The organism is Pseudomonas sp. P179 (assembly GCF_000478485.2).
Classification (GTDB): domain Bacteria; phylum Pseudomonadota; class Gammaproteobacteria; order Pseudomonadales; family Pseudomonadaceae; genus Pseudomonas; species Pseudomonas aeruginosa.
In genome coordinates, this window is sequence record NZ_KI517354.1 from 3,972,717 (window position 1) to 3,997,556 (window position 24,840).

General features: G+C 67.4%; 22 protein-coding genes. 14 read left to right on the top strand and 8 right to left on the bottom strand.

Going from position 1 to position 24,840, the window contains the following annotated elements:
- Positions 1-115 precede the first annotated feature (115 nt).
- From nadE to HMPREF1224_RS30735, 3 genes are read right to left on the bottom strand one after another with little or no spacing between them, the layout of a single operon-like run.
- Positions 116-943, bottom strand: coding sequence for an ammonia-dependent NAD(+) synthetase (gene nadE, locus HMPREF1224_RS30725; RefSeq protein WP_003099998.1), 828 nt, complete (start codon positions 941-943; stop codon positions 116-118).
- Between the two features lie 28 nt (positions 944-971).
- Positions 972-2,171: a nicotinate phosphoribosyltransferase gene (pncB, locus tag HMPREF1224_RS30730; RefSeq protein ID WP_003099996.1), complete on the bottom strand. Its 1,200-nt coding sequence runs from the start codon at positions 2,169-2,171 to the stop codon at positions 972-974.
- A gap of 2 nt (positions 2,172-2,173) precedes the next feature.
- Positions 2,174-2,833: a nicotinamidase gene (locus tag HMPREF1224_RS30735; protein WP_010793710.1), complete on the bottom strand. Its 660-nt coding sequence runs from the start codon at positions 2,831-2,833 to the stop codon at positions 2,174-2,176.
- A 109-nt stretch (positions 2,834-2,942) separates the two neighbouring features.
- Between HMPREF1224_RS30735 and HMPREF1224_RS30740 the strand changes: the two genes are divergently transcribed.
- Positions 2,943-3,545 (top strand): adenylyltransferase/cytidyltransferase family protein, encoded by a 603-nt coding sequence (locus tag HMPREF1224_RS30740; RefSeq protein ID WP_003123559.1) that lies wholly within the window; start codon positions 2,943-2,945, stop codon positions 3,543-3,545.
- 14 nt (positions 3,546-3,559) lie between these two features.
- The gene (locus HMPREF1224_RS30745) at positions 3,560-4,255 is read left to right on the top strand and encodes an NUDIX domain-containing protein (protein ID WP_003095579.1); all 696 of its coding nucleotides are present in this window, start codon (positions 3,560-3,562) and stop codon (positions 4,253-4,255) included.
- 46 nt (positions 4,256-4,301) lie between these two features.
- Here HMPREF1224_RS30745 and HMPREF1224_RS30750 read toward each other — a convergent pair whose 3' ends face one another.
- Positions 4,302-5,927 (bottom strand): methyl-accepting chemotaxis protein, encoded by a 1,626-nt coding sequence (locus HMPREF1224_RS30750; RefSeq protein WP_003099990.1) that lies wholly within the window; start codon positions 5,925-5,927, stop codon positions 4,302-4,304.
- Between the two features lie 56 nt (positions 5,928-5,983).
- The gene (locus tag HMPREF1224_RS30755) at positions 5,984-6,922 is read right to left on the bottom strand and encodes a LysR substrate-binding domain-containing protein (RefSeq protein ID WP_003099987.1); all 939 of its coding nucleotides are present in this window, start codon (positions 6,920-6,922) and stop codon (positions 5,984-5,986) included.
- A 619-nt stretch (positions 6,923-7,541) separates the two neighbouring features.
- Between HMPREF1224_RS30755 and HMPREF1224_RS30760 the strand changes: the two genes are divergently transcribed.
- From HMPREF1224_RS30760 to HMPREF1224_RS30795, 8 genes are all read left to right on the top strand, one after another.
- A complete protein-coding gene (locus HMPREF1224_RS30760; protein ID WP_003099985.1) occupies positions 7,542-8,666 on the top strand; it encodes a branched-chain amino acid ABC transporter substrate-binding protein in 1,125 nt (374 codons plus the stop codon).
- 234 nt (positions 8,667-8,900) lie between these two features.
- Entirely contained in the window at positions 8,901-9,815 is a 915-nt protein-coding gene (locus tag HMPREF1224_RS30765; protein ID WP_003095571.1) for an ABC transporter permease subunit, read from the top strand.
- A 10-nt stretch (positions 9,816-9,825) separates the two neighbouring features.
- Positions 9,826-11,103 (top strand): high-affinity branched-chain amino acid ABC transporter permease LivM, encoded by a 1,278-nt coding sequence (gene livM, locus HMPREF1224_RS30770; RefSeq protein WP_003161297.1) that lies wholly within the window; start codon positions 9,826-9,828, stop codon positions 11,101-11,103.
- Complete coding sequence (locus HMPREF1224_RS30775) at positions 11,100-11,972, top strand: ATP-binding cassette domain-containing protein (protein ID WP_003095566.1); 873 nt, start codon at positions 11,100-11,102, stop codon at positions 11,970-11,972. The genes livM and HMPREF1224_RS30775 overlap by 4 nt, the downstream gene beginning before the upstream one ends.
- A complete protein-coding gene (locus HMPREF1224_RS30780) occupies positions 11,969-12,685 on the top strand; it encodes an ABC transporter ATP-binding protein (protein ID WP_003095563.1) in 717 nt (238 codons plus the stop codon). The genes HMPREF1224_RS30775 and HMPREF1224_RS30780 overlap by 4 nt, the downstream gene beginning before the upstream one ends.
- 70 nt (positions 12,686-12,755) lie before the next feature.
- Positions 12,756-13,688: a bifunctional Delta(1)-pyrroline-2-carboxylate/Delta(1)-piperideine-2-carboxylate reductase gene (locus HMPREF1224_RS30785; protein ID WP_003116180.1), complete on the top strand. Its 933-nt coding sequence runs from the start codon at positions 12,756-12,758 to the stop codon at positions 13,686-13,688.
- A 356-nt stretch (positions 13,689-14,044) separates the two neighbouring features.
- Positions 14,045-14,806, top strand: coding sequence for an SDR family oxidoreductase (locus HMPREF1224_RS30790; RefSeq protein ID WP_003095557.1), 762 nt, complete (start codon positions 14,045-14,047; stop codon positions 14,804-14,806).
- Positions 14,807-14,869: 63 nt separating this feature from the next.
- Positions 14,870-15,583 (top strand): GntR family transcriptional regulator, encoded by a 714-nt coding sequence (locus tag HMPREF1224_RS30795; protein WP_003099978.1) that lies wholly within the window; start codon positions 14,870-14,872, stop codon positions 15,581-15,583.
- On the opposite strand, the gene HMPREF1224_RS30800 is transcribed toward HMPREF1224_RS30795, so the two are convergent.
- Positions 15,580-16,533, bottom strand: coding sequence for a PDR/VanB family oxidoreductase (locus HMPREF1224_RS30800; RefSeq protein ID WP_010793711.1), 954 nt, complete (start codon positions 16,531-16,533; stop codon positions 15,580-15,582). The two genes, HMPREF1224_RS30795 and HMPREF1224_RS30800, sit on opposite strands and share 4 nt — an antisense overlap.
- Before the next feature lie 14 nt (positions 16,534-16,547).
- Entirely contained in the window at positions 16,548-17,603 is a 1,056-nt protein-coding gene (locus tag HMPREF1224_RS30805; protein ID WP_003099966.1) for an aromatic ring-hydroxylating dioxygenase subunit alpha, read from the bottom strand.
- A 378-nt stretch (positions 17,604-17,981) separates the two neighbouring features.
- On the opposite strand from HMPREF1224_RS30805, the gene HMPREF1224_RS30810 reads away from it, so the two are divergent.
- Positions 17,982-19,316: an MFS transporter gene (locus HMPREF1224_RS30810; protein ID WP_003112297.1), complete on the top strand. Its 1,335-nt coding sequence runs from the start codon at positions 17,982-17,984 to the stop codon at positions 19,314-19,316.
- A gap of 14 nt (positions 19,317-19,330) precedes the next feature.
- Here HMPREF1224_RS30810 and HMPREF1224_RS30815 read toward each other — a convergent pair whose 3' ends face one another.
- A complete protein-coding gene (locus HMPREF1224_RS30815) occupies positions 19,331-20,227 on the bottom strand; it encodes a LysR family transcriptional regulator (protein WP_003095545.1) in 897 nt (298 codons plus the stop codon).
- A 100-nt stretch (positions 20,228-20,327) separates the two neighbouring features.
- On the opposite strand from HMPREF1224_RS30815, the gene mdlC reads away from it, so the two are divergent.
- From mdlC to HMPREF1224_RS30830, 3 genes are all read left to right on the top strand, one after another.
- Positions 20,328-21,914: a benzoylformate decarboxylase gene (gene mdlC, locus HMPREF1224_RS30820; protein WP_010793712.1), complete on the top strand. Its 1,587-nt coding sequence runs from the start codon at positions 20,328-20,330 to the stop codon at positions 21,912-21,914.
- Between the two features lie 86 nt (positions 21,915-22,000).
- The gene (locus tag HMPREF1224_RS30825) at positions 22,001-23,341 is read left to right on the top strand and encodes an MFS transporter (protein WP_003112299.1); all 1,341 of its coding nucleotides are present in this window, start codon (positions 22,001-22,003) and stop codon (positions 23,339-23,341) included.
- A 22-nt stretch (positions 23,342-23,363) separates the two neighbouring features.
- Complete coding sequence (locus tag HMPREF1224_RS30830; RefSeq protein ID WP_003107137.1) at positions 23,364-24,833, top strand: aldehyde dehydrogenase family protein; 1,470 nt, start codon at positions 23,364-23,366, stop codon at positions 24,831-24,833.
- Positions 24,834-24,840: the final 7 nt, after the last annotated feature.

Genomic DNA, 24,840 nt, shown 5'->3' on the forward strand with positions numbered 1-24,840 from the left:
TACAGCTTCCTTCTAGCGCGCCGCCGCGCGGACTTGAAGACCTGGTTGCGACAGGCACATTCCCGCCCGCGACAAAGGCCCGTCGACGACGGGCCTGCCGCACGGACCGGGAGGCTCAGGGCGCCTTCGGCAGTTCGCGCTTGTGCTGGGTCTTGTGGTAGGTGTCGACGATCACCCGCGCAGCTTCCTCGCGCAGCGGCTGGCCGTGCAGGAAGGCGTCGATCTCGGCATAGGTGACGCCGTGGGAAGCCTCGTCCGGATGGCCGGGGCGCAGGTCCTCGAGGTCGGCGGTGGGGATCTTCTCCACCAGGTTCTCCGGAGCGCCGAGGGCGCGGGCGAGGGCGCGCACCTGATGCTTGGCCAGGCCGCTGAGCGGAGCCAGGTCGCAGGCGCCGTCGCCGAACTTGGTGAAGAACCCCATGACCGCCTCGGCGGCATGGTCGGTGCCGATCACCAGGCCGCCGCGGGCGCCGGCGATGGCGTACTGGGCGACCATGCGGATGCGCGCCTTGATATTGCCGATGACGAAGTCGCTCTTCGCCGGCTCGAGTCCTTCCAGGGCTTCCAGCTGTTCCGCCAGGGCTTTCACCGACGGACCGATGTTGACGGTCTGCTCTTCGTCGGCGCGGATGGTCGCCAGCGAGGCCTGGGCATCGGCCTCGTCCTGCTGCACCTGGTAGGGCAGGCGCACGGCGATGAAGCGGTAGGCCTGGTCGCCGGTCTGCTCGCGCAGTTGCTCGACGGCGCGCTGGGCCAGCAGGCCGGCGGTGAGCGAGTCGACGCCGCCGCTGATCCCCAGCACCAGGGTCTTCAGCCCGGAATCCTTCAGGCACTGCTGGATGAAGGCGATGCGCCGGGCGATCTGCGCCTGCACGTCGGCCTCCGACTGGAACGGCGGCTGGACCTGCAGGGCTTGGGCGATGTCGCGTTGGATCTGTTGCATGTTCGGGCTCCCGTTAGGTGCGAAAGGATTAGGCCGGCACGTTGAAGACGTGGCGGAGGTAGGCGACGAAGTTCTCGTCGCGGCATTGGGTCTTGCCCGGGGCGTCGGATATCTTCGCCACCGGATGGCCGTTGCAGGCCGTCATCTTCAGGACGATGTTCATCGGCTCGACCCCCGGGATGTCGCAGGTCAGGTTGGTGCCGATGCCGAAGCTGACGTTGATCTTGCCACGTAGCGCGCGGAACAGCTGCAACGCCTTGGGCATGTCCAGCCCGTCGGAGAACACCAGGGTCTTGCTCAGCGGGTCGATACCCAGGCGGCGGTAGTGGGCGATGGCTTTCTCCGCCCAGGCCAGCGGGTCGCCCGAATCGTGGCGCAGGCCGTCGAAGAGCTTGGCGAAGTACAGGTCGAAGTCGTCGAGGAAGGCATCCATGGTAATGCAGTCGGTCAGGGCTATGCCGAGCTGTCCGCGGTACTCGCGGACCCAGCAGTCCAGCGCCGCTTGCTGGCTGTCGACCAGCCGCGGGCCGAGTTGCTGGTGGGCCATCAGCCATTCGTGGGCCATGGTGCCGATCGGCTTGAGGTCGTACTCGCGGGCCAGGTGCACGTTGCTGGTGCCGACGAAGCGCCCGGGGAAGTCGCGCTTGAGGATATGCACCACTTCCTCCTGGGTGCGGTAGGAGAAGCGCCGGCGGGTGCCGAAGTCGGCGACCTGGAATTCCGCGAGTTCCTCGCTGCTGGCCTGGGCGGAGAGCCAGTCGAGCTTGCGATAGAGCTGCTCGCCGACCTGTTCCAGGACCACCTCGCGGTAGCGATAACGGTTGCGCACCTCGCTGACGATGGCCAGCAGCGGCACCTCGAAGAGGATCACGTGCAGCCATGGGCCGCGCAGGCGGATTGCCAGTTGGCCATCCTCGATGCCGGTGTGCACGTAGCGCAGGTTGAAGCGGAACAGGCTGAGGAAGCGGATGAAGTCCGGCTTCATGAACGGGATGCGTTCGAGGAAGGCGAGCTGGTCGGCGGTTACCTCGACTTCGGCGAGGCGCTCGATCTGGTAGCGGATCTCCGCCAGGTACGGACGCAGGTCCTCGGCGTTGCGGCAGCGGAATTCCCACTCCACTTCGGCGTTGGGGTAGTTGTGCAGCACCGCCTGCATCATGGTCAGCTTGTAGAAATCGGTATCGAGCAGGTTCTGCACGATGCGCTCGGCAAAGACGCTTTCGGCCATGTTCACTTCTCCTTGTCGGCGCCGGCGAGGGCGCTATCCAGTCGTTCCAGGTCGGCGCAGAGGATCACCCCGGCGTCGCGCATCTCGTCGCAGGCCCGCTGCGCGGTGTCCTCGGCGATGGCCCGGCAGGCGGGCAGGTAGAGCAGCACCTCGAAACCGGCGCGGCGCAGTTGCAGGGCGGTGTTCTTCACGCAGTAGTCCAGCGCCAGGCCACCCACCAGCACATGGCTCACGCCATTCTGCCTCAGGTATTCGATGACCCCGGTGCTGCGGCGTTCCGCCAGATCGTGGTAGCAGGCGCCGTAGGGATGCAGGTCCGGCTCCACGCCCTTCCAGACGAAGAAGTCGTAGTCGATCGGCCGCGGCAGTTCGTCGAGCAGCTCGAAACCCGGCGTACCCGGTACGCAGTGGCTCACCCAGGTCAGGTCGGCATCCGGATAGGCCAGCGGCCGCAGCATCTGCTCGGCGCGTTCCACTACCCAGGCAGCCTTCGGGCTGTGCGCGTCCTTGCTGCCCAGGCGCAGCGCGGCGCGGCTGGCCAGTTGGTTGAGGGCGGCGCCGATGGCGTCGCCGCCGGGCACCGGCAGTTCGTCCGGGCACAGCGGGGTGAAGCCTTTCTGGGCGTCGACATCGAAGCTGGCGATCTTGCTGGGACGATTCATGGAAGCCTCCGCTTGACGGGTTGGGGCTGAATGTGGGTACATAATTCATCACGTGAAATAAGTCGTCAAGCACTTGTACTACAAAATTTCGCAGTGGAAGGTATTTTCTATGCGTGATGAAATAAGTTCCCGGATTCGCCGACTGCCTGCCGGGATGAGCGGCGGACGCGCCCCCGACTTCGCCCTCGCGGTCTACGGTGGGGCGTTCGACCCGCCGCACCCCGGCCATGAGTCGGTGATCCGCCGGGCGCTGCTTTGCGCCGAACGGGTCGCCCTGGTGCCGAGCCACCGCCACGCCTTCGGCAAGCGCATGGGCGATTTCGAGCTGCGCTGCCGCTGGCTGGCGCGGCTGGCCCGGCGGATCGATCCGCGGCGGGTGTATTGCGAACCGATCGAAGCAGGATTGATGCCTGATCGTCCGGCGGTCTACAGCATCGACCTGCTGGAAGCGCTGGCCGCGCGTAGCGGCCTGGCGTCACCGCGGATCGCCCTGCTGATCGGCGCCGACAACGAGGCGGAGCTGCCGCGCTTCGAACGCGCCGCCGAATTGTGCTGGCGCTTCGGCCGGCTGGTGGCGGAGGAGCGGCTGCCGCTGCACAGCTCGATGATCCGCCAGCGCCTGCGTGAAGGGCTGGCGGTACCGGAGGCCTGGTGCCTGCCGGAAGTGAAGGACGAACTGCACTGCTATGGCGGCGAACGCCAGGCGGGCTGAAGAGAGGAGTGACGATGAGTTCAGCGGAAGTATTGGCCAGCGTGGATATCGTGGCGTTGCGCCTGAACCCCGGGCACGGACTGGAGCTGTTGCTGATCCGCCGCGCCCAGGCGCCTTTCGCCGGCCAGTGGGCCTTGCCCGGCGTGCTGGTCAACGGCCGCAGCGCCGACCACAGCCTCGACGACGCGGCGGTGCGCGCCCTGCGCGACAAGGCGCGGCTGGAGCCGGCCTACATCGAGCAGGTGGCCACGGTCGGCAACGCGGTACGCGACCCGCGCGGCTGGTCGCTGAGCGTGTTCTACCTGGTGCTGGTCGGTCCGGACACCCGGGTGGAGGACGACGACCTCGACTTCGTGCCGCTGCGCGACGTTCGCAGCGAGCGCTTCGCCCTGCCGTTCGACCACGCCCAACTGGTACAGCAGGCCTGCGAGCGCCTGGCGAGCAAGTCGGTGTACAGCGCCCTGCCGCTGTTCCTGCTGGCGCCGCGCTTCACCGTGGCCGAGGCGCTGAAGGCCTTCGAGTGCGCCATCGGCCAGGAAGTCCAGCATTCCAGCCTGCGCGGGCGCCTGGAGCGGATGAAGGAGGCTGGCTGGGTCGAGGACACCGGCGAACGCCAGCGTCCGCCCATGGGGCGCCCGCAACACGTCCTGCATTTCACCCCGAAGCCGGGCGGCGCCTTCGTTTTCGACCGCAGCCTGCTGGCGTCCTGACAAACGGGTGCGGCAGGGCCGGTGAGGCCGCTCCCTGCCGCGCTTGCTAGACGGTGAAGCGCTGGATCTGCTGCTCCAGTCCGTTTGCCAGCTTCGCCAGCTCGACACTGGAGGTGGAGGTCTTCACCGCGCCCTCGGCGACTTCGCCGATGCTGGCATTGAGCGAGTCGATGTTCTGGCTGACCTCGCTCGCGGTGGCGGTCTGTTCTTCCGTCGCCGTGGATATCTGCGCGTTGCTCTGGGCGATACCTTCGACCGCCTGGGCGATGAGACCGAGCGCCTTTCCCGCCTCGTGGGCGCGCTGGACGCTGACCTGGGCCTGCTCGCGTGACTGCTGCATCACGCTGACCGCGCTGCTGGCGCCTGCCTGCAGGGCTTCGATCATCTCGCGGATGGTTTCGGTGGCCTTGTGCGTATTGGTGGCCAGGCTGCGCACTTCATCGGCGACCACCGCGAACCCGCGTCCGGCCTCGCCCGCCCGTGCGGCTTCTATCGCGGCATTGAGGGCGAGCAGGTTGGTTTGCTGGGCGATGTTCTGGATGACTTCCAGAACGGTGCTGATTTCCTCGGTCTTGTTGCGTAGCGTGTCGATGACGGCTCCCGCCTCTCCGACCATGACCGACAGGCCCTGGATGGCGTCGAGGTTCGCATGCACGAGTCCGGTTCCGGTGTGCGCCTCGCTGTTCGCCGATTCCGCGCTGGCTGCGGCGGCCTGGGCGTTCCGCGCCACGTCCTGGACCGCCATGCTCATCTGGTGTACCGCCGTGGCGACCATGTCGGTCTGGTCGCCCTGGGACGTGGCGACATGGCTGACCTGGTTGCTGATGGCACTCATCTCGTCCGAGGTGATGGTGAGCTTCCTGGCTGTCTCGGCGAGATGCCGAAGCAGCGCCTGCTGGCTTTCCAGCATCATATTGAAGGCGCGCGCCGTATCGGACACTTCGTCGCGCCCGCGCGCATCGGCGCGGAGCGTGAGATTCGAGGAGTCCTGCACGCGGCGGATCACCCCGCGCAGATCGGAAAGCGGGCGCATGATCGACAGGCTGATGAACCAGGCCGCGGCGACGATGAGGACCAGGGCTGCGGCGCCGATGAGCAGGAAGGTGGTGCGCATGGAGTCGTAGCGTTTCTCCATCTGCTCGTTGAGCTTGGCGCCTTCACTGAGCTGCAGGTCGATCAGCGTCGACAGCGCGGTTCCCAGCGGATCGAACGCACCATACATCTCGCGATTGAACGTGCCGGCCTCGACGTTTCGCAGGCTTCCGGCCCTGGCCTGCTCGCCGTATGCCAGGGTCATCCGCTTGACCCGTTCCAGGGTGGGGACCAGCGACTCGATGATTTCCTTCTCGGCGGCAGTCCGGTGGTCTGCGGAATAGTCGGCCCACGACTTCTCGATGCGCGACAGCGCCCCACTCAACTCCTGCTGCAGGCGCTCTTCATCGAAGACCCCCGCACGGTACTTGTGCAGGGCGTCGACCACGCTGACCGCAACGGCGTCGGCGACGATCTTGAGCTGGCTGATGGGCTTCATCCGGTTGTTGAAAAGGTCCTGGAAGCTGGCATCGAGTCGACTGGCGTTGGCCAGCGCCATCGCGATGACCGTGACGAGCATCGTCAGCGGTAGCAGCGCCAGGACCAGCAGGCGGATTCGAACCGTGACGCCAGTGAGCATGGGACGTTCCGAGGTGAACCGAGTGAGAGTAAAGATGGTTCCACGCAGCGAAAACGTCAAACCGGGCCGTGGCGCGTCTGGCCGGGAGCCGCTGAGGGTTGCTCCTGCTCCAGGCGCTCTACCATCCACTCGATGAAATGGCGCACCTTGGGGACTTCCGCGGCATGCTCGGGATAGGCCAGGTAGTAGGCCTCCTGGCTGGGCAGGGCGTGCGGCCAGGCGATCGCCAGCTTGCCTTCGGCGAGTTCCTCCTCGACCAGGAAGCGCGGTAGCAGGGCTACCCCGCAACCGGCCTGGGCGGCGCGGATGCACATGTAGAAGGTGTCGAAGCGTGGACCGTGGTAGCAACCCTGGCAATTTCGCTCCAGGCTGGCGAACCAGTCGTGCCAGGCCTCCGCGCGGCTGGCGTTCTGCAGCAGCACCAGCCCCGCCAGTTGGGTCGGTTCGTCCAGTCCGCCGGCCGGCAGCAGGGATGGCGCGCAGACCGCCACCAGTTGTTCGCCGAACAGGCGGATGCACTCGGCGCCCGGCAGGGTGCCGGGGCCGAAGAAGAACGCCAGGTCGCAATGGCCCTGGCGCAGGTCGTCCGGTTCCAGTTCCTGGCGCAGGTCGAGGTGGATGTTCGGGTGGCGGTGGCGCCAGCCGTTCAGTTGCGGGATCAGCCAGCGCGCGCCGAAGGTCGGCGGGGTCGCCACTCGCAGCACTTCGGTCTCGCCGCCGTAGGAAAGCAGGAAGCGGGTGGACAGCTCTACCTGTTGCAGGATGCGTCGTACCTCGGCCAGGTACAGCTCGCCGGCCGGGGTCAGTTGCAAGCGCTTGCGCACCCGGCGGAACAGGGCGTGCTGCAGTTGCTCCTCGAGTTGCGCGACCTGCTTGCTCATGGCGCTCTGGGTCAGGCTCAACTCTTCGGCGGCGCGGGTGAAGCTCAGGTGCCGGGCTACCGCTTCGAAGCATTGCAGGGCGGTCATCGACGGCAGGCGGCGTTTGTTCAGCATGGCGGGTTTCCTGGCGCGGGTGGAGCGGGCGGAACGCGTTATATGAATAAACGGAATGACGTAGGGAGGAAAGCTCGCTTGCCGGAGTGCCGGGCGACGCTTATTACTGCCGGCAAGTCTCGCGATAGAGCATTCGCTGGCTTATGACGAATCCGTCACAGGGTTTTGCGCCGAACGTGGCGTCGCTAACGGATATGTTCATGTCGTATTCGAATCGACTTTTTCCGCCAAGTACCGAATTCCGGGAAGTTCATGTTCATATTAATTTTAAAAACCGCTCTGTCCTGCACTTTCATTGAAAAAGAGGACCTCAATTAGTGCGTGGAACGCACCAGTGACGTGCAGTTTCTAACCGCTTCAATATCGTTGTAGAGTTATTCCTAGGAACGGTTCAGGCCTTGTGAAGCCTGGGCTGTAGCTCTCCGAAGGGGATTCGGAGAAATGCCTAAATGACTGATTTCCAATAACAAAGATAAAAACGGAAAGGAGGGCTAAAGTTCTTGTGGCCGGCCACTCAGGAAAAAAACGAATGGCACGCCGCTTGCTCTGCCTGTTGAGCGAAACACAACAACAACATCGTAGTTACGAGCGCCAACATCATCCTCAGGAGCAACACCCCATGTCCAAGAAGCTGTTCAGAAAAGGCATCCTGGCTCTCGCGGTTTCATCCGTGATGGGTCTTTCCACGCATGCGCTGGCCGACGTCGTGATCGGCGTGGCCGGACCGCATACCGGCGCCAACGCCTCCTTCGGCGAGCAATACTGGCGCGGCGCGTCCCAGGCGGCGGAAGACATCAACGCGGCGGGTGGGATCAACGGCGAGAAGATCAAGCTGGTCAAGGCCGACGACGCCTGCGAACCGAAGCAGGCCGTGGCCGTGGCCAACCGCCTGGTGGACCAGGACAAGGCCATCGCCGTGGTCGGCCATTTCTGCTCTTCTTCGACCATCCCCGCATCCGAGGTCTACGACGAGGCCGGGATCATCGCCATCACCCCCGGTTCCACCAACCCGCAGGTCACCGAGCGCGGACTCTCCGGGATGTTCCGCATGTGCGGCCGCGACGACCAGCAGGGCGTGGTCGCCGGCGACTATATCGTCAACGTGCTCAAGGCCAAGAAGGTCGCGGTGATCCATGACAAGGACACCTACGGCCAGGGCCTGGCGGACGCCACCAGGGCGCAACTGAACAAGCTCGGCGTGAAAGAGGTTCTCTACGAGGGCCTGACCCGCGGCGAGAAGGACTTCAACGCGCTGGTCACCAAGATCCGCGCCTCCGGTGCCGAGGTCGTCTACTTCGGCGGCCTGCATCCGGAAGCCGGTCCGCTGGTACGGCAGATGCGCGAACAGGGACTGACCGCCAGGTTCATGTCCGACGACGGCGTGGTCACCGACGAACTGGCGACCACCGCCGGCGGTCCGCAGTACGTCAAGGGCGTGCTGATGACCTTCGGCGCCGACCCGCGGCTGATCCCCGACGGCAAGGCGGTGGTGGAGAAGTTCCGTGCCGGCGGTTTCGAGCCGGAAGGCTACACCCTCTACTCCTACGCCTCGATCCAGTCCCTGGCGGCGGCCTTCAACGGCGCCGGCGCCAACGATCCGGCCAAGGCCGCCGAGTGGCTGAAGTCGCATCCGGTGCAGACCGTGATGGGCAAGAAGGAATGGGACAAGAAGGGCGACCTGAAAGTCTCCGACTACGTGGTCTACGAGTGGGACGACAAGGGCAAGTACCACCAGTTGCCCTGATCGCGCTCGACCGCCATGCGCCGGGCACAGGCCCGGCGCATGGGTAAGTCCGGGAGCTGCTGAAGTGCTCGCCCGTGCTTGCCGCCGTAGTGCGGATTCACCGAAGACGTCTGCGTGTGGTCGGTCTGGAGTCCCGCGATCCGGGGCCGTTTCAGTAGCACCCGTCCGCTTTCACCGGCGAGCGCCGGCGCGCCTTACAAAGGCCGTCGCGATTCGCCCTGAAGAGACTGAAAAATGGACGGCATCTTCCTCCAGCAAATGATCAACGGGCTGACCCTCGGCTCGGTCTACGGCCTCATCGCCATCGGCTACACCATGGTCTACGGCATCATCGGCATGATCAACTTCGCCCACGGCGAGGTGTACATGATCTCCGCCTACCTGTCGGCCATCGCCCTTGCCCTGCTGGCCTTCTTCGGCCTGCAGAACTTCCCGCTGCTGATCCTCGGCACCTTGCTGTTCACCGTGCTGGTGACCTGCACCTACGGCTGGGTGATCGAGCGCATCGCCTACAAGCCGCTGCGCAACTCCACGCGCCTGGCGCCGCTGATCTCGGCGATCGGCATGTCGCTGATCCTGCAGAACTACGTGCAGGTGGCGCAGGGACCGCGCCAGCAGGGGATCCCGACCCTGCTCGACGGCGCCCTGAAATTCCACGTCGGCGACGGTTTCGTCCAGCTCACCTACACCAAGCTGTTCATCCTGATCGCTTCGCTGATCGGCATGGCGGTGCTGACCTACGTGATCCGCTACACCAAGCTCGGGCGCATGTGCCGGGCGACCCAGCAGGACCGCAAGATGGCTTCGATCCTGGGGATCAACACCGACCGGGTGATCTCCTACGTGTTCGTCATCGGCGCGGCGATGGCCGCCCTGGCCGGGGTGCTGATCACCATGAACTACGGCACCTTCGACTTCTACGCCGGCTTCATCATCGGCATCAAGGCGTTCACCGCGGCGGTGCTCGGCGGCATCGGCTCGCTGCCCGGGGCGATGCTCGGCGGCCTGGTGCTGGGAGTGGCCGAGGCGCAGTTCTCGGGGATGGTCAACACCGACTACAAGGACGTGTTCGCCTTCTCGTTGCTGGTACTGATCCTGATCTTCCGTCCCCAGGGCCTGCTCGGCCGCCCGCAGATCGCCAAGGTGTAAGGGGACGACGATGAGCAACGAGACTTCCATCGATCTCAAGCAGTGCGTCGTCGATGCCGTGCTCTCCGGGTTGATCGCCCTGGTGGTGTTCGGCCCCATCGTCGGCGTGGTCCTCGACGGCTACGGCTTCAACCTGCATTACGAGCGGGTCGGCTGGATCATCGCGATCGTGATGGCCGGGCGCTTCCTGCTCAGCCTCTACCTGCAGACCCGCGGCGGGCGCGCCGTGCTGGAGCGCTTCGAGGGGGCTGGCAGCGGCGTCCACGTCCTGCCGCCGGGCTACAAGACCCGCTTGCGCTGGATCGTGCCGCTGATCCTGGTGGCCGCGGTGATCTTCCCGTTCTTCGCCAGCAAGTACCTGCTGGCGGTGGTCATCCTCGGCCTGATCTACGTGCTGCTGGGCCTGGGCCTGAACATCGTGGTCGGCCTCGCCGGGCTGCTCGACCTCGGCTACGTGGCCTTCTACGCCATTGGCGCCTATGGCCTGGCGCTGGGCTACCAGTACCTCGGCCTGGGCTTCTGGACCGTCCTGCCGCTGGCCGCGCTGACCGCCGCGGTGGCCGGGGCGATCCTCGGCTTCCCGGTGTTGCGCATGCATGGCGACTACCTGGCGATCGTCACCCTGGGCTTCGGCGAGATCATCCGCCTGGTACTGAACAACTGGCTGTCCTTCACCGGCGGGCCGAACGGCATGCCGGCGCCGGCGCCGACCTTCCTCGGCCTGGAGTTCGGCCGCCGGGCCAAGGATGGCGGGGTGCCGATCCACGAGTTCCTCGGCATCGCCTACAACCCCAACATGAAGTTCCTGTTCATCTACGTGGTGCTGTTCCTGGTCGTGCTGCTGGTGCTCTACATCAAGCACCGGCTGACCCGGATGCCGGTCGGGCGCGCCTGGGAGGCGCTGCGCGAGGACGAGATCGCCTGTCGCGCGATGGGCCTCAACCATGTGCTGGTGAAACTCTCGGCGTTCATGCTCGGCGCCTCCACCGCGGGACTGGCCGGGGTGTTCTTCGCCAGCTACCAGGGCTTCGTCAACCCGTCCTCGTTCAACTTCTTCGAGTCGGCGCTGATCCTCGCCATCGTCGTGCTCGGCGGCATGGGCTCGACGGTCGGGGTGGTGATCGCCGCCTTCGTCCTCACCGTGGCGCCGGAGCTGCTGCGCAGCTTCGCCGACATCCGCGTGCTGCTGCTCGGGATACTCATGGTGGTGATGATGATCTGGCGGCCGCGCGGGCTGATCCGCATCAGCCGGGTGGGCTTCGCCCCGCGCAAGGGGGTGGCGCCATGAGCGACAAGATCCTCAGCGTCGAGCACCTGATGATGCACTTCGGCGGCATCAAGGCGCTCAACGACGTCAACCTCGACGTCGAGCGCGGTTCGATCACCGCGCTGATCGGCCCCAACGGCGCCGGCAAGACCACCGTGTTCAACTGTCTCACCGGCTTCTACAAGGCCACCGGCGGCAACATCCTGCTCAACACCCAGGGGCGCACCACGGACGTCATCCAGGTGCTCGGCGAGCCGTTCCAGCTGGACGACTTCGTCAAGCCGCCGCAACTGGGCAGTCGCCTCTACTACAAGATGTTCGGCGGCACCCACCTGGTGAACCGCGCCGGGCTGGCGCGGACCTTCCAGAACATCCGCCTGTTCAAGGACATGTCGGTGGTGGAGAACCTGCTGGTGGCGCAGCACATGTTCGTCAACCGCAACCTGCTCGCCGGCATCCTCAACACTCCCGGCTATCGCCGCGCCGAGAGCGAGGCGCTGGACCACGCGTTCTACTGGCTGGAGGTGGTCGACCTGGTGGACTGCGCCAACCGCCTGGCCGGCGAGATGTCCTACGGCCAGCAGCGGCGCCTGGAGATCGCCCGGGCCATGTGCACGCGGCCGGAACTCATCTGCCTGGACGAACCGGCCGCCGGCCTCAACCCGGCCGAGACCCACGCCCTGAGCAACATCGTCCGCTACCTGCGCGACCACCACGGGATCACCGTACTGCTGATCGAGCATGACATGGGCATGGTGATGAACATCTCCGACCACATCATCGTGCTCGACCACGGCGACGTGATCGCCCGTGGCAACCCCGAACAGATCCGCCATGACGAGAAGGTGATCGCCGCCTATCTCGGTGCCGACGAAGAGGAGCTGTCATGAGCGCGGCGTTGCTGGAATTCCGTGAGGTGGACGTGTTCTACGGGCCGATCCAGGCGCTGAAGAAGGTCTCGCTGCAGGTCAACGAGGGCGAGACGGTGAGCCTGATCGGCGCCAACGGCGCGGGCAAGTCGACGCTGTTGATGTCGATCTTCGGCCAGCCGCGTGCGGCGGCCGGGCAGATCCTCTATCGCGGCCAGGACATCCGCCAGAAGTCGGCGCACTACGTGGCGTCCAACGGCATCGCGCAGTCGCCGGAAGGACGCCGGGTGTTCCCCGACATGAGCGTCGAGGAAAACCTGCTGATGGGTACCATTCCCATCGGCATGGACCACGCCGAGGAGGACATGCAGCGCATGTTCGAGCTGTTCCCGCGCCTGAAGGAGCGGCGCAACCAGCGCGCCATGACCATGTCCGGCGGCGAGCAGCAGATGCTCGCCATCGCCCGCGCGCTGATGAGCCGGCCGAAGTTGCTGTTGCTCGACGAGCCCTCCCTGGGCCTGGCGCCGATCGTGGTCAAGCAGATCTTCCAGACCCTGCGCGAGCTGGCCAGGAGCGGCATGACCATCTTCCTCGTCGAGCAGAACGCCAACCATGCGCTGAAGCTCTCCGACCGCGCCTACGTGATGGTCACCGGGGAAATCCGCATGAGCGGCAGCGGCGAAGAACTGCTCGGCAACCAGGAGGTGCGCAACGCCTATCTCGGCGGACATTGAGCACGCCCCGCCCCGGCTGCCTGGCCGCCGGGGCGGGCGCTGCCCTGGAGCCACGGAGGAAACTCGACTTATGCACAGCCTGCGCTTTTTCAGCAACGCCGAGGTCGCCGAGCGCCTGGCTTATCCACAACTGATCGAGGCGTTGCGCATCGGCCTGGCCAAGCCTTGCAGCGCGCCGCTGCGCAACTGCCATGCCTTGCCGGCGCAGGCCTCGCTGCTACAGATGCCGGTGTGGCAAGCCGGCGCGGGGATCGGCGTGAAACTGGTGACGGTGTTCCCTGGCAATGGGGCGCGTGGCCTGCCGGCGGTGGCCGCGGTGTTCGCTCTGTTCGACGGCGAAGACGGTCGCCCACTGGCGTTGCTGGAGGCTTCGGAGCTGACCGCCCGGCGTACCGCCTGCAGCTCGGCGCTGGCCGCCGACTACCTGGCGCGGGACGATGCGCGGCGCCTGCTGGTGGTCGGCTGCGGAACCCTGGCTGCGCACATGGTGCGGGCCCACGCCTGCGTGCGCGACTATCGCCACATCGACATCTGGGGCCGCGATCCGGCCAAGGCCGCCGCGCTGGCCGCCCGGCTGCGCGAGGAGGGCTACCCGGCGCGAGCGGCCGACGGGTTGCGCGCGGCGGTGGAGGCGGCCGACTGCGTCAGTTGCGTTACCACCTCCCGCGAAGCGCTGGTGCGCGGCGCATGGCTGAAGCCGGGCGTCCATCTCGACCTGGTCGGCGCCTTCCTGCCGTCCATGCGCGAGACCGACGCCCTGGCGGTGGCGCGCGCGCGGGTCGTGGTGGATACCCGCGCAGGCGCGCTGGAAGAGGCCGGCGACCTGTTGCAGGCGATCGCCGAAGGCGCCATCGGGCGCGAGGCGATATCCACCGAACTGCGCGACTTGCTGAGCGGGGCAGGGCGGCGCGGCGATCCCGGGGAAATCACCCTGTTCAAGTCGGTGGGTTATGCGCTGGAGGACCTGGTCGCCGCGCGCCGGGTTGTGGATAACGCCGCCTGAGGTTGTTCAGGATTTCTGTGCGGGGGCTTGTGGATAAGGTGGGTAAGAACCGCCATACCCCTGAATCGGCGAGGGTTATGCGTGGCTGGTCAGAAAATGAACAGCGCTCGCGCCAGGTACTTATCCCCAACGCGTGGTCATCCCGCTGCCACAGTTGTTCAGGAAAACTGTGCGACGCCCTGTGGACAAGTTGGTGGCTGTTCGCTGCGGCCCAGGCACGGTGCGGGTTCCGCGAGGTTGGTCGTTTTTTGAGCAGACGCCTCGGCAAACTCGTGCGCAACTGTATGGCCAACCGGGCACGGCGAGGCTCTAGAATCCCCGGACATCGTTTTTCCGCCCCGTACGAGGAGATGCCCATGTCGTCCACCCTGTTCATCACCGGCGCCACCTCAGGCTTCGGCGAAGCCTGCGCCCGTCGTTTCGCCGAGGCCGGCTGGTCGCTGGTGCTCACCGGCCGTCGCGAGGAGCGTCTGCAAGCCCTGGCCGGTGAGCTTTCGGCGAAGACCCGGGTGTTGCCGCTGACCCTGGACGTGCGCGACCGCGCGGCGATGAGCGCGGCCGTGGACAACCTGCCGGAAGAGTTCGCCACCCTGCGCGGCCTGATCAACAACGCCGGCCTGGCGCTGGGCACCGACCCGGCGCAGTCCTGCGACCTGGACGACTGGGACACCATGGTCGACACCAACATCAAGGGCCTGCTCTACAGCACGCGCCTGCTGCTGCCGCGGCTGATCGCCCACGGCGCCGGGGCGAGCATCGTCAACCTGGGTTCGGTGGCCGGCAAGTGGCCCTATCCGGGTAGCCATGTCTACGGCGGCACCAAGGCTTTCGTCGAGCAATTCTCCCTGAACCTGCGTTGCGACCTGCAGGGCACCGGGGTGCGCGTGACCAACCTCGAGCCGGGGTTGTGCGAGAGCGAGTTCTCCCTGGTCCGCTTCGGCGGCGACCAGGCGCGCTACGACAAGACCTACGCCGGAGCCCATCCGATCCAGCCGGAAGACATCGCCGAGACCATCTTCTGGATCATGAACCAGCCCGCCCACCTGAACATCAACAGCCTCGAGATCATGCCGGTGAGCCAGTCCTGGGCCGGCTTCGCCATCCACCGCGAAAGCTGACCGGCGGAGGCGGCCGGGGCACGCTATGATGCCCCGGTCGTCCCGATCGAATAAGCGAATTCCATGAGCAAACCGGGCCAACGCGTGCTGGCCGAGCTACGCAAGCTGATCGCTTCCGGCGAACTCGCCGCCGGCGAGCGCATCGTCGAGATTCCCACCGCCGAACGCCTGCAGGTCTCGCGCATGCCGGTGCGCATCGCCCTGCGTACCCTCGAGCAGGAAGGCCTGCTGTGCAAGACCGGGCGCGGCTACAGGGTGCGCGCGGTGACCCGCGAGGATATCGCCGGCGCGGTCGAGGTGCGCGGCGTTCTGGAAGGCCTGGCGGCACGCCAGGCGGCCGAGCGCGGGCTGTCCGCCGAGGCACGGGCGACCCTGGAGGAATGCCTGGCCGAGGGCGACCGATTGTTCGCCAACGGCCAGGTCCTGCTGGAGGAGCTGGAGCGCTACCAGCGCATGAACATGCGTTTCCACCGCACCATCATCGAGGCCAGCGGCAACCCGGCGATCGCCGTGGCGCTGGCGCGCAACGACCACCTGCCGTTCGCCTCGGTGAGCGCCCTGGCGGTGGATCGCGACAATCTCGAGCAGGAATTCCGCCGTTTCAACTTCGCCCACATGCAGCACCACGCGGTGGTCGACGCGCTGGTCAACGGCCAGGGGGCGCGCGCCGAGGCGATCATGCGCGAGCACGCCAACGCGACCCTGCGCTACGCCGACTACTTCGATCCGGCGCGGCAGGGTGTCACCGTGCTTCACGGCGACGTCGCCGCCGACTAGAGATCCAGCACCAGCCGTGGGCTGCGCGAACGCGAACAGCAGGGCGTGAAGCAATCGTTGGCGGCCTGCTCCTCTTCGCTGAGGTAGAGGTCGCGATGCTCCGGCTCGCCGTCCAGCACGCGGGTCAGGCAGGTGCCGCAGATGCCCTGCTCGCAGGAGGCCGGCAGGTCCACCCCGGCTTCGCGCAGGGCCGCCAGCACGGTCTGCCCGGCGGCGACCCGGATCAGCGCCCCGTTGCTCGCCAACTGCACTTCGAAGGTGCCGTCCGCACTGGCGTCTCGTGGCGCGGCGGCGAAGTGCTCGCGATGCAAGCGGCTTGCTTCCCAGCCCAGTTCGCGGGCGCTTTCTTCGATCCACTGCATGAAGCCCGCCGGCCCGCAAAGGTATAGCTGGGCGTCGCGCGGACTGGTCGCCAGCAGGGCGCGAAGGTCCGCGCGCCGGCTGCTTTCGCCGTGGTCGAAGTGGCAGTGCACGCGGTCGGCGAAGGCGCACCGGCCAAGGTAGTCGACGAAGGCCGCGCGCTCGGCGGAATGCGCGCAGTAGTGCAACTGGAAGTCGGCGCCATCGCGGGCCAGGCGTTCGGCCATCGCCAGCAGCGGCGTGATGCCGATGCCGCCGGCGAACAGCAGGTGCGGACCGGGCTCCGGCGACAGCGGGAAGAGATTGCGCGGCTCGCCGATGTGCAGCCGCTGGCCGACCCGCAGTTCGGCGTGCAGCGTGGCCGAGCCGCCGCGCGAATCGCGGCAGCGGAGTACGGCGATACGGTAGTGGCGCGGCCGTTCGGCGGGGCCGCAGAGGGAGTACTGGCGGACCAGGCCGTTGGGCAGGTGCAGGTCGATGTGTGCGCCCGGCTCGAAGGACGGCAGGGCCGCCCCGTCGGCCCGGAACAGTTCGAAGCTGTGGATATCCTGCGCCTCCAGGCGGATGGCGCCGACGATGACCTCGATCATGGCGAAGGCTCCCGTCAGGCCTGGGCGCGGTTGGGGGCGGCGGCCTGGCGCTCGTCCGCCAGCAGGCGCTCGATGATGCGCCGGGCCTGCACGCCGCCGGCGTCGATGTTCAGTTTCAGCAGGTCGCGCCGTGGATGGCGCAGCAGGTTGCGCTGCTGGCTTTCGAGCATTTCCAGGTCTTCGCCGAAGATCTTTCCCTGGCCTTCGCGAATGCTCTCGGTGAGCGCCTGGTCGTGGGCCTGGAAGTTGCGCGCCATGCCCCAGAAGTACCAGATGGAAGTGGCGCTCTCCGGGGTGATGAAGTCGACCACGATGCTCGCCGCCTTGCGCTCCGCCGGCGCCTGGTAGCCGCCGTGGCCGGCGTGGGCCACGCCGACCTCGATCAGCACGTGGCTGGGCGGCGTGAAGCGGCAGATCTGCCAGCGGTCCACCGCCACGTCGTCGGCCAGGCCGTTGCCGCGCAGAGCCATGCGCCAGAACGGCGGGGCCATGACATTCTGCATGTGGCGGCTGGTGATCACCTCGTCGCCTTCCACCCGCGTGGTCGGCGCGGCCTCGTCGATTTCCTTCTGGCCGATGCTGGACGCATGGACATAGGTCTCGTGGGTCAGGTCCATCAGGTTATCGATCATCAGGCGATAGTCGCAGTGGATGTGGTACAGCCCGCCGCCATAGGCCCAATCGGGGCTTTCCGCCCATTCCAGGCGGGGTATCAGCGCGGCGTCGGCCTGTTCTTCCGCGCCCGGCCAGACCCAGACGAAGCCGTGCCGTTCTTGCACCGGGAAGCGACGGATGCAGGGGAAGCCGCGGACCCGCTGGCCGGGCATCGCGCGGGTGCGACCGTCCTCGCCCATTGCCAGGCCGTGGTAGCCGCAGACCAGCACGCCGTCCTCGACGAAGCCCAGCGACAGCGGCGCGCCACGGTGCGGGCAGAAATCCTCGAGGGCCGCCACGCGGCCGTCCTCGCCTCGGTAGAAAACCATCGGCTCGTCGCAGATGCGTCGGCCGAGCGGCTTGCCGGCCAGTTCGTCGGGGGTGCAGGCCACGTACCAGGCGTTCTTCGGAAACATCGTCGGATCCTCTCGTTGTTTTTGTAATTGGATCCAATGATTCGCGAGGCAACTTTTCCAAGTCAACCGCTTCTGTACAAAAAATAATCTGTTCGATAGTCGCACATAAAAAACTTCAGGAATAAATTGCCAAATTATCTCGTTCCAGAGCCTTTCTCGGATTTCGCTGACAGTGGGATATCCGCTGGCCATCCGTTTTCTTGTCGCCAAAATGGATCCAATAGGATTGCGGCATCGACGCAACGGTGCCAGGGTGCCTGCGCTTGCCGTGCCTACAACAACAAGAAAAAGGGTCTTCCCGATGATGGATTCCTGCATTCCCGCGCCTCGCTCCCGCCTGCCGTCGCTTCTTTCCTGTCCGCTCGGGGAGGGCCGCCCATGAACCGGGACTTGCGCCGCGCTCTCGACGACGAACCGATGCGTCCGTTCCAGTGGCTGGCGGTGGCTGTGTGCATCGTGCTCAACCTGATCGATGGCTTCGACGTGCTGGTGATGGCCTTCACCGCATCCTCGGTGGCCGCCGAATGGAACCTTGGCGGCGCCGAGATCGGCCTGCTGCTCAGCGCCGGCCTCTTTGGCATGGCCGCCGGCTCGCTGTTCATCGCGCCCTGGGCCGACCGCTGGGGGCGCCGCCCGCTGATCCTCGCCTGCCTGGCGCTGTCGGGCCTGGGCATGCTCGCCTCGGCGCTGAGCCAGGCGGCCTGGCAACTGGCGTTGCTGCGCGGGCTGACCGGACTGGGTATCGGCGGCATCCTCGCCAGCAGCAACGTGATCGCCAGCGAGTACGCCTCGCGCCGCTGGCGCGGCCTGGCGGTAAGCCTGCAGTCCACCGGCTACGCGCTCGGCGCGACCCTTGGCGGACTGCTCGCGGTATGGCTGATCGGCGCCTGGGGCTGGCGCTCGGTGTTCGTCTTCGGCGCTGGCCTGACCCTGGCGGTGATCCCGCTGGTCTGCCTGTGCCTGCCGGAGTCGCTGGACTTCCTCCTGGCGCGCCGGCCGCCGCGGGCGTTGCAACGGGTCAACGCGCTGGCCCGGCGCCTGGGCCGCGCGGCGCTCGCGGAACTGCCGAGCCCGCCCGGTGGCGGAGCGGAGCACGGTAGCCGCCTCGCCCGGTTGCTTTGCGTTGCCCAGCGACGTACCACGCTGCTGCTCTGGGCGCTGTTTTTCCTGGTGATGTTCGGCTTCTACTTCATCATGAGCTGGACGCCGAAGCTGCTGGTCGCCGCCGGCCTGTCCACCGCCCAGGGCATCACCGGCGGCACCCTGCTGAGCATCGGCGGGATCTTCGGTGCCGCCTTGCTCGGCGGGCTTGCCGCGCGCTTTCGCCTGGAACGGGTGCTGGCGCTGTTCATGCTGCTTACCGCCGCTCTGCTCGCGCTGTTCTCGCTGAGCGCCGGGCTGCCCGGCGCGGCCTTGCCGCTGGGACTGCTGATCGGGCTTTGCGCCAACGCCTGCGTGGCCGGCCTGTATGCCCTGGCGCCGAGCCTCTACGACGCTTCGGTGCGCGCCACCGGGGTCGGCTGGGGGATCGGCGTCGGTCGCGGCGGGGCGATCCTCTCGCCGCTGGTGGCCGGGCTCCTGCTCGACGACGGCTGGCAGCCGCTGTCCCTCTATGGGGCGTTCGCGGCGGTGTTCGTCGTCGCGGCCGCCGTGTTGCCGCTGCTCGGTGCGCGGCGTCGCGAGCGCTCGCCGACGCTGGGAGACGCTGCGTGAGGGCCGCCGGCGTTTCAGCGTTGGGCGGCGATGATCGCCTCGGCGATGGTGGTGCGGAACCAGTTCAGCGCCGCCGAGCGTTCGCTGCTCTCGTGCCAGTGCAGGGAGACGTCGAACGGCGGCAGGGTGAAGGGCAGTTCGAGCATGCGCATGCCGCCTTCGGCGACGAAGCGATAGGCGATCTGCGCCGGCAGGATGGTCAGCAGCTCGGTACCGGGAATGATCTTCGGCAGCACCGAGAAGTGCGGCACCCGCAGGCTGATGCGGCGCTGCACCTGCATGGCCTCGAGCACGTCCTCGGCGATGCCGTGGCCGGAGGTACGGGTCACCACGATGTGCCGCTCGGCCAGGTACTGCTCCAGGCTCAGGCTGTCGCCGATCCGCGGGTGGCGGTCGCTGAGCAGGCACACGTAGCGCTCGTGCAGGACCCGCTGGCTGCGCGCGCCGGGCACCGGCTGGCGGCAAATCGCCGCGTCGACCTTGGCGCTGCTCAGCCAGGCGCCGACCTCGTCCACCTGCAGCGGCAGCACTTCCACTTCGGCGAACGGCGCGTCGCGGGTCAGGCGTTCGAGGATCAGCGAGAGGAAACCCACTTCGCCGAGATCGGTGAGGGCGATGCGGAAACGTCGCTCGGTGGTCGCCGGATCGAAGTGGCGAACGCTCTGTACCGCGCCCTCGATGCGCGTCAGCGACTCGCGGAAGGTGCCGTAGAGCTGCTCGGCGACGAAGGTCGGCTGGATGCCGTCGCGGGTGCGGGTGAACAACGCGTCGTCGAACAGTTCGCGCAGGCGCGCCAGGGCGTAGCTCACCGATGGCTGGGTGACGAACAGGCGCTCCGCGGCGAGGGTCACGCTGCCGGCTTCGTAGAGGGTGACGAAGGTGCGGATCAGGTTGAGATCGATCGGACTCATATAGACCAGTTCTATTTTTTATAGAAAGAGTATCGATTTGATTGATTATCGAGCGGCTGCAACAGTAGCGCAAATCCAGGAAACGAGCTTGAAGGCCTGCATGAAAACCGTCCATTCCGCGTCTTACGAGATCCTCCGTCGCCACGGCCTGACCACCGTCTTCGGCAACCCCGGCTCCAACGAGCTGCCGTTCCTCAAGGACTTCCCCGAGGATTTCCGCTACATCCTCGGCCTGCACGAGGGCGCGGTGGTCGGCATGGCCGATGGCTTCGCCCTGGCCAGCGGCCGCCCGGCCTTCGTCAACCTGCATGCGGCGGCTGGCACCGGCAACGGTATGGGTGCCCTGACCAACGCCTGGTACTCCCATAGCCCCCTGGTCATCACCGCCGGGCAGCAGGTGCGCTCGATGATCGGGGTCGAGGCGATGCTCGCCAACGTCGATGCCGGACAACTGCCCAAGCCGCTGGTGAAATGGAGCCACGAGCCGGCCTGCGCCCAGGATGTACCGCGCGCGCTGAGCCAGGCGATCCAGACCGCCAGCCTGCCGCCGCGGGCGCCGGTGTACCTGTCGATTCCCTACGACGACTGGGCGCAACCGGCGCCGGCCGGCGTCGAACACCTGGCTGTGCGCCAGGTCAGCGGCGCCGCGCTGCCCGCGCCGGCATTGCTGGCCGAACTCGGCGAGCGCCTGTCGCGCTCGCGCAACCCGGTGCTGGTGCTCGGTCCGGACGTCGACGGGGCGAATGCCAACGGCCTGGCCGTGGAACTGGCGGAGAAGCTGCGGATGCCGGCCTGGGTCGCGCCGTCGGCCTCGCGTTGTCCGTTCCCCACCCGCCATGCCTGCTTCCGCGGCGTGCTGCCGGCGGCCATCGCCGGGATCAGCCGGCTGCTGGACGGCCACGACCTGATCCTGGTGGTCGGCGCGCCGGTGTTCCGCTATCACCAGTTCGCCCCCGGCGATTACCTGCCGGCCGGCGCCGAGCTGGTGCAGGTCACCTGCGATCCCGGCGAAGCGGCACGGGCGCCGATGGGCGACGCGTTGGTCGGCGACATCGCGCTGACCCTCGAGGCACTGCTCGAACAGGTCCGCCCCAGTGCGCGGCCGTTGCCCGAGGCGCTGCCGCGACCGCCGGCGCTGGCCGAGGAGGGCGGACCGCTGCGTCCGGAAACCGTGTTCGACGTGATCGATGCGCTGGCGCCGCGCGACGCCATCTTCGTCAAGGAGTCGACTTCCACCGTGACCGCCTTCTGGCAGCGCGTGGAGATGCGCGAGCCGGGCAGCTACTTCTTCCCGGCCGCCGGCGGCCTCGGCTTCGGCCTGCCGGCGGCGGTCGGCGCGCAACTGGCGCAGCCGCGGCGGCAGGTGATCGGGATCATCGGCGACGGCTCGGCCAACTACGGCATCACCGCGCTCTGGAGCGCCGCGCAATACCGCGTGCCGGCGGTGTTCATCATCCTCAAGAACGGTACCTACGGCGCCCTGCGCTGGTTCGCCGGGGTGCTCGAGGTGCCCGATGCGCCGGGGCTCGACGTGCCCGGCCTGGACTTCTGCGCGATCGCCCGCGGCTATGGCGTCGAGGCGCTCCACGCAGCCACCCGCGAAGAGCTGGAAAGCGCCTTGAAGCATGCCCTGGCCGCTGATCGCCCGGTTTTGATCGAGGTGCCGACGCAAACCATCGAACCCTGATGTTCCACGGCGCCGCCCCATGCCAGAGTGGGCGGTGCCGACCGACGCCCGCGTGCGCCCATAACAAGAACAAGAGAGAGGTTGGTATGAACAGGCAATCCGCTGCGGCGGTGATCGACGCTGCCCGCTTTAACCGTACTCACTGGCTGATCCTTGGCTGGGGGTGTTTCATCATGCTGTTCGACGGCTACGACATGGTCATCTACGGCTCGGTGGTGCCACGCCTGATGCAGGAGTGGCAGCTGAGCCCGGTGCAGGCCGGCACCCTCGGCAGTTGCGCGCTGTTCGGCATGCTCTTCGGCGGCACCCTGCTGGCGCCGCTGGCGGACCGTTTCGGCCGGCGCCGCCTGGTGATCGCCACCACCCTGCTGGCGAGCCTCGCCGCCTTCCTCACCGGGCACGCCCGCGACCCGCTGGAACTGGGCGCCGGACGCTTCTTCACCGGCCTGGCACTGGGCGCGCTGGTGCCCAGCGCGATCAACCTGATCAGCGAATTCGCCCCGGCCGGGCGGCGCAGCACCCTGGTCACGGTGATGTCGGCCTTCTACTCGGTGGGCGCGGTGCTCTCGGCGCTACTGGCGATCGCCATGATCCCCGCCTGGGGCTGGCAATCGGTGTTCTACGTGGCGGTGCTGCCGGTGCTGGCGGTGCCGCTGATGTTGCGCTGGTTGCCGGAGTCGGCGGCGTTCCTCGAACTCAAGGGCCGCCGCGCCGAACTGGACGCGCTGCTGCGCAAGGTCGATCCCGACTACCGGCCCGGCGCCGAGCGGGCGAACGCTGTCGCGGCCGAAGCGCCGAGCGGACGGGTCGCCCAGTTGTTCGAGGGGCGCCAGGCAGTGGGCACCCTGCTGCTGTGGGTGGCCTTCGCCATGTGCATGCTGATGAGCTATGGGCTCAACACCTGGTTGCCGAAACTGATGGCCGGCGGCGGCTACGCCCTCGGTTCGAGCCTGGCGTTCCTCGTCACCCTGAATGTCGGGGCGACCCTCGGTGCGTTGTTCGGCGGCTGGCTGGCCGACCGCCTCGGCGCCGGCCGCACCCTGGTGCTGTTCTTCGCCCTGGCCGCGGCCTCCCTGGCGGCCCTCGGCCTGGGGCCAGGCCCCTGGCTGCTCAACGGCCTGCTGGTGGTGGCCGGCGCCACCACCATCGGCACCCTGGCGGTGATCCATGCCTACGCCGCGCAGTTCTATCCGGCCTGGGTGCGCTCCACCGGGGTCGGCTGGGCCGCCGGCGTCGGCCGCCTCGGCGCCATCGCCGGGCCGATGCTCGGCGGCAGCCTGCTGGCCCTGGAGCTGCCGTTCCAGCAGAACTTCCTGGCCTTCGCCGCGCCCGGCGTGATCGGCGCGCTGGCGATCGCCTGCATCCACCTGCGGCCGCGCGTGCCGGCGGAAGCGTCCGTCGACGCGACGGCGAAGAAACCCCTGTGATTTTCGAAAGAGGAGAAGAGCGATGAGCGATTCCCGTTATACCGACCTCGGTCTCCAGCCCCTGGCCGGCGAGTGGCGCCACGGCCGGGCCGGCCGCCGGCTGAAGGTGAGCAACCCGTTCGACGGCAGCCTGCTGCTGGAGATCGAGCAGGCCGACCGCGACGACCTCGATGCCGCCTACGCCAAGGCCGCCGAGGTCCAGCCGGCATGGGCCGCGCTCGGGCCCTCGGCACGCGCGGCGGTACTGTACAAGGCGGTGGAGGTGTTCGACCGCCGCCACGAGGAGATCGTCGACTGGATCATCCGCGAGTCCGGCAGCACCCGCCTGAAGGCCGAGATCGAATGGGGCGCGGCGCGCGCGATCACCCTGGAGTCGGCGTCGTTCCCGGCACGGGTGCACGGGCGCATCGTCGAGTCCGACGTGCCGGGCAAGGAAAGCCGGGTCTACCGCAGCGCCATCGGCGTGGTCGGGGTGATCAGCCCGTGGAACTTCCCGCTGCACCTGACCCAGCGTTCCATCGCCCCGGCCCTGGCGCTGGGCAACGCGGTGGTGGTCAAGCCGGCCAGCGACACGCCGGTCTGCGGCGGACTGCTGCTGGCGCGGATCTTCGAAGAGGCCGGGCTGCCGGCCGGGCTGTTCAGCGTGGTGGTCGGCCCCGGCAGCGAGATCGGCGACGCCTTCGTCGAGCACCCGGTGCCGGGCCTGGTGACCTTCACCGGATCGACCCCGGTGGGCCGCAACATCGGCCGCATCGCCAGCGGCGGCGCGCACCTCAAGCACGTGGCGCTGGAGCTGGGCGGCAACAGTCCGTTCGTGGTGCTCGGCGACGCCGATCTGGAGCAGGCGGTGAATGCCGCGGTGTTCGGCAAGTTCCTCCACCAGGGGCAGATCTGCATGGCGATCAACCGCATCATCGTCGAGGACAGCCTCTACGACGCTTTCGCCGCGCGCTTCGTCGAGCGGGTCAAGGGTCTCCGGGTCGGCGATCCGCAGCGCGCCGATACCGCGGTCGGGCCGATCGTCAACGCGCGCCAGCTCGAAGGCCTGCTGGAAAAGATCCGCCTGGCCCGCCAGGAAGGCGCCAAGCCGCTGTACGAGGGCGGCGTCGATGGGCAGTTGCTGGCTCCGCACGTATTCGGCGAGGTCACCGCGACGATGGAGATCGCCCGCGATGAAATCTTCGGCCCGCTGGTCGGCCTGCTCCGCGCGCGCGACGAGGCGCATGCGCTGGAGTTGGCCAACGCCAGCGAATACGGGCTGTCCAGCGCGGTGTTCAGCCGCGACCTGGAACGCGCGGTGCGCTTTGCCCGCCAGCTTCGCGCGGGGATGACCCACGTCAACGACATTCCGGTGAACGACGAGGCCAACGCGCCCTTCGGCGGCGAGAAGAACTCCGGACTTGGCCGCTTCAACGGCGACTGGGCCATCGAGGAATTCACCACGGACCACTGGATCAGCGTGCAGCACGCGCCGCGCCAGTACCCGTTCTGACCCTGGC